At 63.5% G+C, this 13,943-nt stretch carries 14 protein-coding genes, 1 tRNA gene and 1 riboswitch; of the genes, 3 read left to right on the forward strand and 12 right to left on the reverse strand.

Translation table 11 applies throughout. The features are described 5' to 3' along the window. Positions 1-105 precede the first annotated feature (105 nt). Both trxA and JNB71_RS20620 read right to left on the reverse strand, forming a co-directional pair. Positions 106-1,089, reverse strand: coding sequence for a thioredoxin (gene trxA, locus JNB71_RS20615; protein WP_220373643.1), 984 nt, complete (start codon positions 1,087-1,089; stop codon positions 106-108). A gap of 69 nt (positions 1,090-1,158) precedes the next feature. Next, positions 1,159-1,668: a prolyl-tRNA synthetase associated domain-containing protein gene (locus tag JNB71_RS20620; RefSeq protein WP_220373644.1), complete on the reverse strand. Its 510-nt coding sequence runs from the start codon at positions 1,666-1,668 to the stop codon at positions 1,159-1,161. A 243-nt stretch (positions 1,669-1,911) separates the two neighbouring features. On the opposite strand from JNB71_RS20620, the gene JNB71_RS20625 reads away from it, so the two are divergent. After that, a tRNA-Gly gene (locus tag JNB71_RS20625) sits at positions 1,912-1,986 on the forward strand. Positions 1,987-2,199: 213 nt separating this feature from the next. After that, positions 2,200-2,592 carry a GFA family protein gene (locus tag JNB71_RS20630; protein WP_220373645.1) on the forward strand — a complete coding sequence of 131 codons (393 nt, stop codon included), beginning with the start codon at positions 2,200-2,202 and terminating at the stop codon, positions 2,590-2,592. 393 nt (positions 2,593-2,985) lie between these two features. Here the strand turns inward: JNB71_RS20630 and JNB71_RS20635 are convergent, their stop codons facing one another. The 5 genes from JNB71_RS20635 to metA all read right to left on the reverse strand — a co-directional run bounded on the left by JNB71_RS20635 (position 2,986) and on the right by metA (position 6,788). Then, complete coding sequence (locus tag JNB71_RS20635; protein ID WP_220373646.1) at positions 2,986-3,366, reverse strand: hypothetical protein; 381 nt, start codon at positions 3,364-3,366, stop codon at positions 2,986-2,988. Positions 3,367-3,480: 114 nt separating this feature from the next. Beyond that, positions 3,481-4,248, reverse strand: coding sequence for an SDR family oxidoreductase (locus JNB71_RS20640; protein ID WP_220373647.1), 768 nt, complete (start codon positions 4,246-4,248; stop codon positions 3,481-3,483). 46 nt (positions 4,249-4,294) lie between these two features. After that, entirely contained in the window at positions 4,295-5,320 is a 1,026-nt protein-coding gene (locus tag JNB71_RS20645) for an aldose epimerase family protein (protein ID WP_220373648.1), read from the reverse strand. A 92-nt stretch (positions 5,321-5,412) separates the two neighbouring features. Then, positions 5,413-5,862, reverse strand: a complete 450-nt coding sequence (locus tag JNB71_RS20650) for a GNAT family N-acetyltransferase (protein ID WP_220373696.1) — start codon at positions 5,860-5,862, stop codon at positions 5,413-5,415. Further along, positions 5,862-6,788 carry a homoserine O-acetyltransferase MetA gene (gene metA / locus JNB71_RS20655; protein ID WP_220373649.1) on the reverse strand — a complete coding sequence of 309 codons (927 nt, stop codon included), beginning with the start codon at positions 6,786-6,788 and terminating at the stop codon, positions 5,862-5,864. Before metA ends, JNB71_RS20650 begins: the two co-directional genes overlap by 1 nt. 83 nt (positions 6,789-6,871) lie before the next feature. After that, positions 6,872-6,949: riboswitch (SAM riboswitch) on the reverse strand. A gap of 871 nt (positions 6,950-7,820) precedes the next feature. Here metA and JNB71_RS20660 point away from each other — a divergent pair. Beyond that, on the forward strand, positions 7,821-8,216 hold the full coding sequence (locus JNB71_RS20660) for an Ohr family peroxiredoxin (RefSeq protein WP_220373650.1): 396 nt from the start codon (positions 7,821-7,823) through the stop codon (positions 8,214-8,216). A 591-nt stretch (positions 8,217-8,807) separates the two neighbouring features. Here JNB71_RS20660 and JNB71_RS20665 read toward each other — a convergent pair. The 5 genes from JNB71_RS20665 to JNB71_RS20685 all read right to left on the reverse strand — a co-directional run bounded on the left by JNB71_RS20665 (position 8,808) and on the right by JNB71_RS20685 (position 13,931). Further along, on the reverse strand, positions 8,808-9,290 hold the full coding sequence (locus JNB71_RS20665) for a MarR family winged helix-turn-helix transcriptional regulator (RefSeq protein WP_346657292.1): 483 nt from the start codon (positions 9,288-9,290) through the stop codon (positions 8,808-8,810). Between the two features lie 48 nt (positions 9,291-9,338). Next, a complete protein-coding gene (locus JNB71_RS20670; RefSeq protein ID WP_431029450.1) occupies positions 9,339-10,598 on the reverse strand; it encodes a septal ring lytic transglycosylase RlpA family protein in 1,260 nt (419 codons plus the stop codon). 194 nt (positions 10,599-10,792) lie between these two features. After that, on the reverse strand, positions 10,793-12,619 hold the full coding sequence (locus JNB71_RS20675; protein ID WP_220373651.1) for an ABC-F family ATP-binding cassette domain-containing protein: 1,827 nt from the start codon (positions 12,617-12,619) through the stop codon (positions 10,793-10,795). A 2-nt stretch (positions 12,620-12,621) separates the two neighbouring features. Further along, positions 12,622-13,272, reverse strand: coding sequence for a thiamine diphosphokinase (locus tag JNB71_RS20680; RefSeq protein WP_220373652.1), 651 nt, complete (start codon positions 13,270-13,272; stop codon positions 12,622-12,624). Positions 13,273-13,409: 137 nt separating this feature from the next. Next, complete coding sequence (locus JNB71_RS20685; protein ID WP_220373653.1) at positions 13,410-13,931, reverse strand: MarR family winged helix-turn-helix transcriptional regulator; 522 nt, start codon at positions 13,929-13,931, stop codon at positions 13,410-13,412. Between the last annotated feature and the right edge of the window lie 12 nt (positions 13,932-13,943).

The raw sequence follows: 13,943 nt of genomic DNA on the forward strand, positions 1-13,943 counted from the left end.
CCCGTCGCTGTCAGGCGCTTTCTCGGCGAGTGCGGCCTTGCCGCCGCTTAAGGACAAGAAATGGTGCGCCCACCTGAAATCTCAAGGGACCGCGTCACAAAGCTGTTACGAGAACAGGATCGACGACAGCTTCCGCCGTGCGGAGAGCGTTGCCGGGTCCATCGGGCCCCAGACGTCGAAGAACTGCAGAAGTTCGCGCCGCGCGCCGTCGTCCTCAAAGGTCCGGTCGCGCTTCATCACCTGCAAGAGGTGATCGGCTGCCGCCGCGCGGTCGCCCTCGACATTGCGGATCTTGGCAAGCTTGATGCGCGCGCCGTGATCGTCGGGATTGGTGGCAAGAACCTGTTCCAGCGCATCGGGGTCGCCGAGCTTGCGGGCTTCCTCGATCTGGCCGAGTTTTTTGATGACGGCGACGATGCTGGCGTCCTTGGCCAGTGTATCGGAGAGATTGGACAGGATCTCGCGTGCCTGTTGCAGGTCGCCCGCCTCGATCATGCAGTTGGCAAGGCCGGCCAGCGCCGCGGCATTTTCCGGATCCGCCTGCAGCACCGCGCCGAAAAGGCCGGCGGCATTCTGAAGATCACCCTGATCGAGCAGCGTCTTTGCCTCGGTCAACGCCGCCTCGATCTCGGCTGCCCGGTCATCGACCACGGGTGGGGCGATCTTGTCGATGAACTGGCGGATCTGGCTTTCCGGCACCGCGCCCATGAAGCCATCGACCGGGCGGCCCCCGGAAAAGGCGATGACGGCGGGGATCGACTGGATGCCGAGCTGGCCGGCGATCGACGGATGATCGTCGATGTTCATCTTGACGAGCTTGACGCGGCCTTGTGCCTCGGTGACGACCTTCTCGATCACCGGCGTCAGCTGTTTGCAGGGGCCGCACCAGGGGGCCCAGAAGTCGACGAGAACCGGCTGTTGGCGCGAGGCCTCCAGCACGTCGCGGGAAAAGCTGGCGGTCGTCGTATCCTTGATGAGGTCGCCAGCCGCCGCCGTTGCGGGAGCCTTGGCCGCCGCGCCGCCATAACTGGCCGTCGCCGTCATCTGGTTGCCATAGGATCCTGCATAGGGGTTATCGCTGCCGCTCATCCATGTCTCCTCGCGGGCGTTTTCGCCCGTCTGCCCGTCGCTGCTCGGTTTCCCGTCAAAGATCGTATGTCAGGACGCCACTTTCAAGACAAGCGGTTCGTGTCCCGTCGCCTCGATAAAGCGCAGGAGATCCCCGGAGGCGATCGATGTAGTCGCATCATTGGCGAGCGGGTGGCAGTTCACGGTCGCCTCCTTCATCAGAGCTTCGTCGACAATGATCTTCACCTGTTTTTGCGTGTCGTTGATGACCCCGAAGGCGGTGACCGCGCCGGGAACGACGCCGAGATATTCCATCAGCTTCTCCGGTCTGCCGAAGGAAACCTTGCTGGCACCGCCAATGATCGTATGCACGGTCTTCAGGTCGACGGTTGCGTTCTCTTCGACGGTGAGCAGGAAATAATTGTCCTTCTTGTCCTTCACAAACAGGTTTTTTGTATGTCCACCGGGGATCTCGTCGCGCAGCGCGACCGATTCGGCGACGGTAAAGACCGGCGCGTGCCGCTTGGTCGTGTGCTCGATGCCGAGGCTGTCCAGAAACTGGAACAATTCGTCCTGCGTCTTCGGCTGCACTTCACTCATGGCGGGTTCCTTCGTCTTGAAAATGGCGGTCCTGATTTACGGCGAAGGGCAGCCAAGCGCAATCTCCGCATTTGCGAAGGCTGCAAAACGCCTTGTTTTCAGGGAGTTGCGACGTTCCTGAAAAAATTTCTTCGACAAGCCGTCATTTCCCTGTTGCATTTGGAAAACGGCTGGGCCATATAGCGCCCGTCGCCGCAACGCAGCGACCTTCGGCCACTGACTACCCCAGGCCGTCGACAATGAGCGGGTGTAGCTCAGGGGTAGAGCACAACCTTGCCAAGGTTGGGGTCGGGCGTTCGAATCGCCTCACCCGCTCCATTCTTTCCAAGTTGTCGCAAGCCTCGGTTCGCCGGGGCTTTTGTGTTTTCCGGCGCGGTTGACACGAGGCATTGACGGCTCTCGCAAGTCAGGGTGTTCCCCACACAGCTGCGAATTCGTCACGCGAAGCGATCGGCTCTGCAGCGGGCAATTGCGCCGACAATCCCGTTCGTTGTAGTTATTTTCCGCCGCTTGATTTTGGAGGAGACGCGCATGGACCGATACACGGGGGGGTGCCTGTGCGGAAACGTCCGCATCGTAGCCTCGGGCAGGCCATACCGGGTCGGCCTTTGTCACTGTCTCGATTGCCGCAAGCATCATGGGGCGCTTTTTCACGCTTCCGCGATATTCCCGCAGGATGCGGTGACGATCGACGGCGAAACACGCGACTACTTGGGGCGGTTCTTCTGTCCCCGCTGCGGCTCGTCCGTTTTCGCACGCACCGCTGACGAGGTCGAAGTGAACCTCGGATCGCTCGATGCCCCCGACCAGCTGATGCCGACCTACGAAAGCTGGATCATCCGTCGCGAGTCCTGGTTGCCGCCGTTTCCGCTTGCGAGACGATACGACCGCGATCGTGACGCCACGAGCCGCTTCGAGGAATAGCTCGCCGCGCCGTTTCAAGCCGACATCGGCGTCCGCAACCGGATGCTTGGGAAAGCGCCTTCGACAGGAATGTGCGGCGAGGCGGCCGTAGCCGATCGGCTCAGCCACGCACCTGTGCTTGCAGCCGCTGCGCTTTCCTCTCGGCTGCCCGGTGATCTTTCACCTTGCCGCGCAGACGCCTGGCGATCTCGCGCAGGCCGACCTTTCCGCCGCGCCCCACCCCGGCGAGCAGCAGATCTGCGGCAATCCAGGGGTGTTTGCGCGCGAGGCGCAGGAGAACGTGGGCGACGGCCGCTGCTGCGGCGCGGTCTCTGATGGAGTGGCCAAAGCGCTTTTGAAGGAAGCGTTCCAGCCGTCGCTCCTTTCCTGGAAATTCCCGGTGCGACGTCGGCCTCAGTGGACGGCGGCGCCCTGGCGAGGGCCCTTGTTTGCGCGCCTCCGCCCTTTTGCCTGCTTGCGCACCTTTTTTGGCAGGGCTGTATCCGCGGCCTCCCGCACCACTTCCGTAGCCGCTTGCGCAGCGCCGCGGATGGCATCGGTGGCGAGGCCCATGGCCCTGGCTCCCTTGCGCGCGCCCTTCTTGGTCGCGTCAACGATTTCTTCCCGTTCGCCGATGAGAATGGCAGCGGCGGCGCCTGCGCCCGCCGTCAGGGCGTTCGCGAGCACGTCGCGACCGAGGTCGCTGCCGAGCAGCGAGCGAATGACGGACGATTTACGGATGGCCTTCGGCACTTTGTAGCCCGCAACTTTCTTGGGGATCGTGTTCTTTGCCATGTCGGTTCTCCTTTTCCTGGCAGTGAACGCGGGAGGGACGCAGGCAGTTCCCGATTTTCTTTAGCCGGCAGCCCGATTAAGCCCAGAGCGGGCCTTCAGGATGTGCAGCAGCGCTCAGCCGCGCCCCACATAGGGCATCTTTGTCGCCATGACCGTCATTGACAGCACGTTGGCTTCGAGCGGCAGGCTGGCCATGTAGACGACGGCGTCGGCGACAAGCTTGGCGCGGATGGTCGGTTCGCTGGCGGTCTCGCCATTCGCCTGCAGCACGCCGCCCCCCATCTTCGCCGTCATGTCGGTCGAGGCGTTGCCGATGTCGATCTGGCCGCAGGCAATGTCGAAGGGGCGGCCGTCGAGTGCTGTCGATTTGGTCAGGCCGGAGATGGCGTGCTTGGTGGCGGTATAGGGCGCCGAGAACGGACGCGGCGTCGAGGCGGAGATCGAGCCGTTGTTGATGATGCGGCCGCCCCGTGGCGTCTGCGCTTTCATCAGCTTCATCGCCTGCTGGGTGCAGAGGAAGGCGCCGGTCAGATTGGCGGCGACGATGGCGTTCCACTGCTCGAAGCTGATGTCCTCCATCGGCACTGCCGGCAGGCTCATGCCGGCATTGTTAACGAGCAGGTCGAGGCGGCCAAAATCGTGGCGGATGGTCTGGAAGAGGGTGGCGACCGATTGCGGATCGCCGACATCGGCGGCGAAGGCCCTGACCGTGCCTGTGGTATGGGCGGCCATGTCGCGTGCGGTTGCCTGCAGAACGTCGGAGCGGCGGCCGGAGATGACGACGGTGAAGCCGCTTTCGACGAGCGCCTCGGCAATGGCGCGGCCGATGCCGGTGCCGCCGCCGGTCACCAGTGCTATTCTGTCATGGGTCGGTGTCGTCATCCGTCCATCCCTCCGCGGCTCAGGCATGGCCTATCTCAGCAGGATGTCAGTTCCGGGTAAAGACGTAGTCGGTTTCCTGCCTGAGCGTTTCCCCCGGCCGCAGCACGGCCTCGGGGAAGCCGGCATGGTTGACCGCATCCGGCCAGATCTGCGTTTCGAGGCAAAAGCCGGCGAAGGGGCCGTAGCGGCGGCCTTCGAGACCCGGAACCGGGACATTCATCTTGAAGCCGGTGTAGAACTGCACGCCGGGTTCGGTGGTGCGGACCTCCAGCGAAACGCCGGAATTGATGCTGCGCACCAGGGCAACGGGCTGTTTTGGACCGCGGGCATCGGCGAGACAGAAATTGTGATCGTAGGCGATCTTGTCGCCTTCCATCTGGCGACGCAGCGGCGTCATCGAGCGCAGGTCGAAGGCGGTTCCCTCGACAGCACGGATTTCGCCGGTCGGCACCTGCAGCGCATCCGTCGGCAGGTAGTGATTGGCAGCGATCATCGCGTCGTGGCCGAGCGCGTCGGCGGCGCCGTCGAGATTGAAATAGCTGTGCTGGCAGACATTGCAGATGGTCGCGCGGTCGGTCGTGCTCTCGTAGACGACATTGAGCACGCCGCCGTCGGTGACGGTATAGGTGCAGGTGACGGTGCAATTGCCGGGATAGCCGGCGCGGCCGTCGGGATCGGTGATCTCAAGCACGACGCGGTCTTCGGCGCGGTCGACGATCGTCCACAGCCGCTTGGCAATGCCGTCGCTGCCGCCGTGCAGGTGGGTCACGCCCTTTTCGTTCAATTCGAGCTGGTAGGGCGTGCCGTCGATCGAAAAGCGGCCGCCGCCGATACGGTTGGCGTTGCGGCCCGGCGTCGCGCCGAAATAGGGGGAGTGATCGAGATAATCCTGAAAGTTCTCGAAGCCGAGAACCAGCGGCGCGGCGTGGCCGTCGAGGCGCAGGTCCTGGATGACCGAACCCCAGGTGAGGATGTTTGCGGTCAGCCCGCCGCCGCGGATGATGAGGCGATGGACCGGTTCGCCGGACGGCAAATGGCCGAAAGTTTCTGTCTGCACGGCTTTATCCTCCACTTATTCGGGCGGCAAACTGCGTCATTTCGTGCAGCGCGGCAACCGAAAAGTCATACAATTCACGACGGATCCGCCGCCGCAGCCGATGCCGTTCACAGCATCTTCTGGTAGACAATGAATGGCGACTTCGCTGCGATCCGGTCGTAGAGCTGGCGGGCCGTGGCGTTGAATTCCTGCGTCATCCAGTAGACCTTCGGCGTCCCTGCCGCCTGCGCCCTCGCATAGACAGCCTCGATCAGGGCGCGGCCGATCCCCCGTCCACGCACCTGCGGATCGGCATAGAGGTCCTGCAGATAGCAGACCGGATTTTCGAACCAGCATGAGCGGTGGAAGAGGAAATGCGTGAGCCCGACCGCCCGGCCGTCGAGCACCGCCAGCAGACCGGCAAACTCATGCGCGTCGCCGCTCAAGAGGCGTGAGAAGGTCAGCGCATAGATCTCCTCCGGCAGGGTGGTTTCGTAGAAGGCCAGATAGGCCTTCCACAGACGGCGCCAGTCGGCTTCGTCGGTGCGCTCGAGCGGCCGAATGACCAAATCGGCCATCATGTCCTGTCCTTCCCGATATTGGCGAGATCATAGGGCGTCGTCTGGTAGATGTCGTTGATCCAGTTGCCGAACAACAGATGCGCGTGGCTGCGCCAGCGGTTCTGGGGCGGCAGTTCGGGGTCGTTGTGGGGGAAATGGTTGTGCGGCATCTTGATCGGCACGCCGGCATTCACGTCCCGGAAATATTCCTCCGACAGCGAGGTCGAATCATATTCGACATGGTTGAAGACGTAGAGGCGGTTGCCGGCCTTCTCATGCACGAAGCAGACGCCCATCTCGTCGGATTCCATCAGGATTTCCAGTCCCGGCACCTTCTCGATATCGGCGCGGCGCACCTCGGTCCAGCGCGATACCGGGATCTGGAAATCGTCGGAGAAGCCGTTCAGATAGACCGAAGACGGGTTGAGATTGTGGTGGCGGTAGACGCCGAAGGCCTTTTCCTTCAGCGTGTGTTTCGGCACGCCGTGGAAATGGTAGATCGCCGCCATCGCGCCCCAGCAGATGTTGAGCGTCGAATGGACATGGGTGTGCGTCCAGTCGAAGATCTCTCGCATCTCGCCCCAGTAGGTGACGTCCTCGTAGTCCAGCGTCTCGACCGGCGCGCCGGTGATGATCAGGCCATCGAACTTGCGATGCTTGACCTCGTCGAAGGTGTCGTAGAAGGCAAGCAGATGCTCTTCCGGCGTGTTCTTGGCCTTGTGGCCGCCGAGCCGGATCAGCGAAAGCTCGACCTGCAGCGGCGTGGCGCCGACGAGGCGCGCCATCTGCACCTCGGTCCTGATCTTGTTCGGCATGAGGTTCAGGAGCCCGATCTGCAGCGGGCGGATGTCCTGGCGGATCGCCGCGGTTTCGGTCATCACCCTGACCCCCTCCTTGACGAGGGTCTCGAAGGCGGGCAGCGTATCGGGAATCTTGATGGGCATGGGCAACACTCGGGTCAGGACAAGCAGGAATAGCGGCCGGAACAAAAAAACCGGCAACGACAAGATCGCTACCGGCCCGCTTTGCTTGCGCATGCACGGCCCTTTAGCAACTTGTTTAACGTGGCTGCAAGCCGGCCGGCCAAATCACCACGAAGAGCGGATATAACGCCGCGGACAGCTAAAATCAATGGTGGCGGCATGGCCCGTTTCTGCCTGACGGGGTGCCGCTTCTCCTTGCGTCATGCCCGTCACGAGGGGCAGGCGATCGCATAGGAATTTTGCGGCTTGCCCCTTCTTCTTCCCCGCGAGGCGATGGGCGACGATCCGGCTTGTGGCAGATGCACGGTGCGGGGCGCCACCTGCCCTTCGGGCATCGTCCCCCGGAGGGGGCGAAGAGGAGCGAGCGGCACGCCTTTCATTCACGCGCGAAAACTTCGCCGTGGTTTTCAAAGAGCAGTTCGGCCGGGGCACATCGGGTGCCTCAGGTAAGTAGGAGTAGGTGACACGCGATGTGCCCCGTTTCGGTGTCTTTTGCCGCGCTTCTCAGGTTCTTCTGCGCTTCTTAAGAAAGAAGCCTCCAATGCCCCGGCCCGGCCTCTTATCCGCCAGGCCTTTCAATATGGTGGGGCATGCCCTTGACCCTTGGGTGGCAAAGCCGCCCGGCGGGGTGAACCGCCCGTGGTGTGACATGCCCGGCACGCCCGGCCCATTTGCGGACCGGAGGAGAACCGCCTTTCACGCAGCCCCGGAGATTTCGCGTGCGTTTCGCCAAATCACCCGGGCACCGGCCCCGCCTCGCCGGCAACGCACTCCGGTGTATCCGATGGCGGGACGGGAGGAGTATGGCACGGGCGCCAAGGGCGGGGATGAACGGGAATGATGGAGGCAGCGCATTTGCGTCGATTCCGCCTCGGCGAGATAAATCGTATCCGATTAAATCGGAATAGTGTTGACAAGGGCCTGCGTCCGGCGTATTTAACTCGCATCCGATTAGATCGGATACGAACAAAACCGCAAACAAAGGACATCACCATGACCGAGAAGCTTCTTTTCACCGGAAAGACCCACAACAAGGGCGGCCGCGACGGCTTTGCCCGCAGCAGCGACGGCAAGCTGGATGTTAAGCTGGCGCAGCCCCACCCGGCCGCCGAAAACCTGTTCGGTGCCGCCTGGTCGGCCTGCTACATGGGCGCGATCGAGGTCGCCGCCGCCCAGAGAAACATCAAGCTTCCGGCGGGTCCCGAGGTCCATGCCGAGATTGATCTCAACGTCGATGATGGCTCCTACTTCCTGCGGGCGCGCCTCAATGTCAGCTTGCCGGGCACCGACCGCGACGTCGCCCATGAACTGATCCACGCAGCCCATGAAATCTGCCCCTATTCCAAGGCGACGCGCGGCAACGTCGACGTGGCCACCAACCTTCTCTGAGCCCGATCGGTCGGGTCTGCCTGCCGGCGGCAGACCCGACGCTCTTGGACGCTAACCTTGCTGCGGCCGATCCGGCCGCATTCTGTATTTCTGGAGCAAATTCCGGAAACGTGCGACGCGGTTTTGCGTCCGGATTTCCGTCAAAACATGGATAGAGCATTTTCCGTGTCTCGAAGACATGGCCGTTTGACAGCGTGGCTGTGGCCCCTCTTCCGCCCTGCCGGGCACCTTCTACCCTTTTGGCCAGGGCAATCGCATATGGATCGAAGGCGATTGCGACAAACTCCTTCTTCTCCCCGCCGGGGAGAAGTGCCGAGCGTATGCGAGGCGATGAGGGGGTTTTTGCGATTTCGGTGCCAGCCGTCCCCTCATCCGGCCCTGCGGGTCTCCCCGCCGGGGAGAAGAGGGAGCAAGCCGCAAATCCATATGCCATTGCCCTGCCGTTTAGACGGGGAGAAGGAGACTTGCCGCACGCGTTTCGTTACTCTCGGCGGTCAAGCCGAGGGGCACCTCCCCTCGCCCCGCCCGCGGGGAGAGGGCTAAGGTGAGGGGCAAGGCCTCCTCAAGTTCGTGTCATGCTCGGCCCGCCGGTCAGGCTTTGTCCCGCTGCGTGGCCGCCAAGAGATTGTCGCGTAGCCTTGCCACGGCCTGCTGCACCACGAAAAAATCGTCCCCGAGCCCGGTCGCGCCAATCAGCGATGCGCCGGGGTCCGTTTCCAGCACACTGCGCCCGGCCGGCGTCAGGCTCACACGCACCTGCCGTTCGTCGGCGGGATCACGCTTGCGCTGGATATAGCCGGTCTGCTCCAGCTTCTTGAGGATCGGCGTCAGCGTGTTGGATTCCAGAAACAGCCTTTCGCCGAGCGCGCCGACGGTCTGGTCGTCCTCTTCGGACAGCGCGACCATGGCGATATACTGGGTATAGGTCAGGCCGAGCGCATCCATGATCGGCTTGTAGGCGCGGCCGAAGGCGAGGTTCGCCGAGTAGACCGCAAAGCAGAGAAAATTCGAAAGCTTTTTGCTGCCGGGCTGGGGGGAGGGGTCGGAGCCTGGTTTTGTTTGCGGTGCGGTCACAGGGATGATCCTTCAATAGGCCTTTGTCACTATATAGATCGCATCCGATTAAATCGCAATAGTGAGTTGTGGGCCCAACTGGTGTCGCCGAGGCAACTTGCAGCAATCGCCGTCTTGAGTGGCTGCCGCTTGCGGCGCTTTGGGAGCGTCAGGCAGGGATGATTGTGTCCTGCGCCAGCCGCTTCGGCGCCGCCGCCTTATGGAGATCACGCCGGTCAGACGCTTGTTGCGACCCGCTAGAGGGAGAACTTGAACCTCGCACATGCCCCGCACCCCGTCATTCTCGTTCAGGCAATAGTCGGCATCTGTATCGCCGCCCGGGCCGTCGGCGAGGGCGTATTGCGGCGGTGGCTCAAAGCTTGCGCGCGCAGGCAATATCGTGAATTGATCGAATGTCTGGAACGCGGCAGCGGCGCTGGTCGCCGTCTGGTAGGAGGCGCCTGGCATGTTCCCGGCAAGCGTCGACCACAGAGCTTGACCGTTGCTCCGCAAATGGTCGCCCAGCGACCGATAGGCCACCATCAGGCCCGTTGCGATCCGAGGTGGATCGCGGACCGGAAAGCGGCCGCTGCGCTTGACGTAGGAGGCCATGAGATAGGGCATATCGTTTTCGCCCAAGCGGGCGTGGTCCACATACTGCACCCGGACGGGGCCCGTGCCGCGGTGCTTCAGGCCCAGCATGTCGGCTGCCTTGCTGGACAGGTCGATGATGCGACCGTTGTGGAAGGGGCCGCGATCGTTGACGCGCACGACGAGCGACGAACCGTTTGCAGTATTGGTCACCCGCACATAGCTGGGCAGGGGAAGGGTCGGATGCGCGGCAGAAAGGTGATCCGGGTCATAGATTTCGCCGTTCGCGGTCAGGCGCCCGCGAAACGCCGAGCCGTACCAGGAAGCGACGCCCCTCTTGTCGTAGTTCGGCTCTTCCTTCGGATGATAGCGCTTGCCCTTCACCACATAGGGCTTGCCGATCATATAGCGGCCACCGCCCTTGTGAATTTTCTTGCCGTAGGCGACCCGCGGCCCTGCCTTCACGCCGTCGGCCTTTTCGGAAATATATCCTTTGCTGTTGGGCGCTTGCGTGGTCGCACAGGCAGCACAGCCGCAGCAGACCATCGTGAGCGCCAGCCATCGCAAGCCTCTGACAGCCGTGCTGACATCAAACCCCATCCGTCCAACGCCGGCGACAGCCTTCCAGGCATCTGCGGCAAGCCCGTCACGCGCTTGCAGGAGGCCGTGCATCGGGTTGAGGGATAGCCGGTTTTGCAGCTGAGCCACGCGGCGGGCTGTATTCCGGGGTCGGCTCATTCCTTCGCTCCTTCCGAACCATAGAAGCGGAGCCGATGCCAAAAGTTCCATTAGGATGTGCGAATATATGCCGACTTTTCACTGGCCCGGCGCTGACGACGCCACCGCGGACGCGGTGAAATCGGTTCGCATCGATCAGGTGCGCGTTGACGCGGCCGATGTCGGGCCGAGGCCACCGGATGCTAGGGGCCTTACTACCCCTCCAGTTCTTCCCGCAGCATCTCCAGTTCAAGCCATTCCTCTTCCATCCGCATGATGGATGCCCGCAGCTTCTCGAGTTCGGTGGCGAGGGTGGAGAAGCGGGTGGGGTTTTTGGAAAACAGGGCGGGGTCGGCCATTTCGCTTTCGCGTCGGGCGATTTCGGCCTGCGCCTTTTCCATCTCCTTCGGCAGGTTTTCCAGCGCGAATTTCTGCTTGAAGGAGAGCTTGCCCTTGGCCGCCTTCGGGGCGGCGGCGGAACTGCCATTGTCGGCGGACCTGGCCTTTTCGGCCCTGTCGGCGCGCTTCTTTTCCTCCTGAGCGCCCTTGCGTTGCGCCATCATGTCGGAATAGCCGCCGGCATATTCGATCCAGCGGCCGTCCGGCGCGTCCGGGTTGGTGGGCGCGATGGTCGAGGTGACGGTGCGGTCGAGAAAGTCGCGGTCGTGGGAGACGAGGATGACGGTGCCGGAAAAGCCGGCGACGATTTCCTGCAGAAGATCGAGCGTCTCGATGTCGAGGTCGTTGGTCGGTTCGTCGAGGATCAACAGGTTGGTCGGGCGCGACAGGATGCGGGCGAGGATGAGGCGGGCGCGTTCGCCGCCCGACAGGTTCTTGATCGGCGTGCGCGCCTGCTCCGGCTGGAACAGGAATTCCTTCATGTAGCCGGTGACATGCCGCTGCTCGCCATTGACGAGGAGGTTCTCACCGCGCCCGTCGGTGAGGTAATGGGCGAGCGTTTCCTCCGGGTTCAGATCCTCGCGCTTCTGGTCGAGCGTGGCGATCTCCAGATTGGTGCCGAGCCTGACCGTGCCGCTGTCGGGTTCTATCTGCCCGGTCAGCATCTTGAGCAGTGTCGTCTTGCCGGCGCCGTTCGGGCCGACGAGGCCGATGCAATCGCCGCGGTGGACGCGGATCGAAAACGGCGCGACGATCACGCGCTCGCCATAGGCCTTGGTGATCTTTTCGGCCTCGATCACCAGCTTGCCCGATTCCTGCGCGTCGGTGACGGTGGCCTGTACGGTGCCCTGCGGCCCCTTGTGGCCGCGATATTTCGAGCGCAGGTCCTGTAGCGCCCCAAGGCGGCGCATGTTGCGCTTGCGCCGTGCGGTGACGCCATAGCGCAGCCAGTGCTCCTCGCGCTCGATCTCCTTGCCGAGCTTGTGCTGCTCCAGCTCTTCCGCCTCCAGCACCTGGTCACGCCAGGCCTCGAAAAAGGCAAAGCCCTGATTGAGGCGGCGCGACTGGCCGCGATCGAGCCAGACGGTGGCGGTCGAGACCTTTTCGAGGAAGCGCCGGTCGTGCGAGATGAGGACGAGCGCGCTTCTGGTCTTCTGCAGTTCACCTTCCAGCCATTCGATGGTCGGCAGATCGAGATGGTTGGTCGGCTCGTCGAGCAGGAGGATGTCCGGCTCCGGCGCCATGACGCGGGCAAGGGCGGCGCGGCGGGCTTCGCCGCCGGACAGGTCGTTCGGGTTCTCCTCGCCGGTCAGGCCGAGATGCGAGAGCAGGTAGGTGACGCGATAAGGGTCGTCGCCCGGCCCAAGGCCCGCCTCGGCATAGGCCTGCACGGTGGCGTAGCCGGCAAAATCCGGCGCCTGTTCGAGATAGCGGACGGTTGCGGCCGGATGGCGGAAGACCTCGCCGGTCTGCGGCTCGACGAGGCCGGCGGCGATCTTCAAAAGCGTCGACTTGCCCGAGCCGTTGCGGCCGACGAGGCAGATGCGGTCGCCGGGCTCCACCTGCAGGTTGGCGCCGGCAAGCAGCGGCGTGCCGCCGAAGGAAAGGAAGATATCGTCGAGTTTCAGAATAGGCGGCGCCACGGTCAGGCTCCCGAAAGGTCATAAGGACGGGCAAGGACGATCGCCCGGCCGGAGGAAAGGGTGAAGCGGACGGTGCCCTCGGCGACATTGGAAATCGTCCGCGAGGAACCGAACGGCAGATGGAAATCCACAAGCGGATAGCGGGCGCCCGCGATCGAGAGGCCGGCGAGCGTCTCGAGGCCGAGAACCGAAAACAGGCTGCCCTTCGGCAGGTCGATGTCGCACGTGCCTGATAGCAGCGGATAGGCCTCTTCCTCGCCGGAGGTCAGAAGCACGTCGAGGCCGTCCTCGGCCAGCTTGACGGCGTAGAGAAGGTGCATGAAGGCATGGTCGCTGCGCTCGCCGCCGAGCGCGCCGGCAAAGACCAGGCGCGTTGCCCCCCGCGCCAGCGCTTCCGCCGTGGCGATCTCGCCGTCCGTCTCGTTCTTGGCGGCGGGGTAGGGCTCACGCGCAATGTCCGGCCATTCGTCGATCTCGGCCTGCGTCGTGGAATCGAAGTCGCCGACCCAGAGTTCCGGCGAAAGCTTAAGCGCCTTGGCATGCCGCATGCCGCCATCGGCGGCGATGACGCGCGCGCCTTTCAGATGTCCCGCCAGACGATCCGTCGGCGTAAGCTCGCCGCCCATCAATATCACGAAAGCCTGTTTGTTCATGGCGCAAGGCCATAGCTTAAACAGGGGCGCAAGGGGAAGAGGCGGGCGGTGCATTTGCTGCGCAGGTGGCTTGGAAGCGGCGATGTGCGCCCTTCTCCCCGGCGGGGAGAAGACGGAGGAGGCCGTGGCCCGGCGGGTCAGCCTGCCTTTTCCGCTTCGCGCTTCTGGTGGACCTGCTCGAAGCCGGTAACGAACCGGTCGAAGAGGCGGGCGAAGGCGGCGACGTCTTCTTCCGGCCAGTCGGCAAGCACGCTCTCGATGACGCCGCGTTTGACCGCCTGCACCTCGGCCGTCATTTTTTTTCCCACGTCGGTCATTACCACCAGGATGCGGCGGGCGTCGGCCTGCGAGGCCTCGCGCCGGAGCGCCCCGCGCGCCACCATGTCGCTGACGATGCGGCTGGCGCGCGAAGGGTCGATGCGCAGGAAATCGGCGATCGCGCCGACCGTCACCTCGCCCTCCGGTTCGGCGCGGCGAACGGCCTCGAGCACCTCGAGATGGGTGAGCTCCAGCCCGATCTTGTCGATGGCGAGGCGGGCCAGCACCCGCCGGCCGATCAGCACCCGCCAGCGCCCCATCGACTGGCCGATCCAGGCGCGATGGGCTTCCGAGTCGAGGTCTTCCGTATCGGGTTGGTGGCGAGAGGCTTGATGTTCCATGGGCGGAGCATA

The sequence above is a fragment of the Rhizobium herbae genome (assembly GCF_019511375.1).
Lineage (GTDB): Bacteria > Pseudomonadota > Alphaproteobacteria > Rhizobiales > Rhizobiaceae > Pararhizobium > Pararhizobium herbae_A.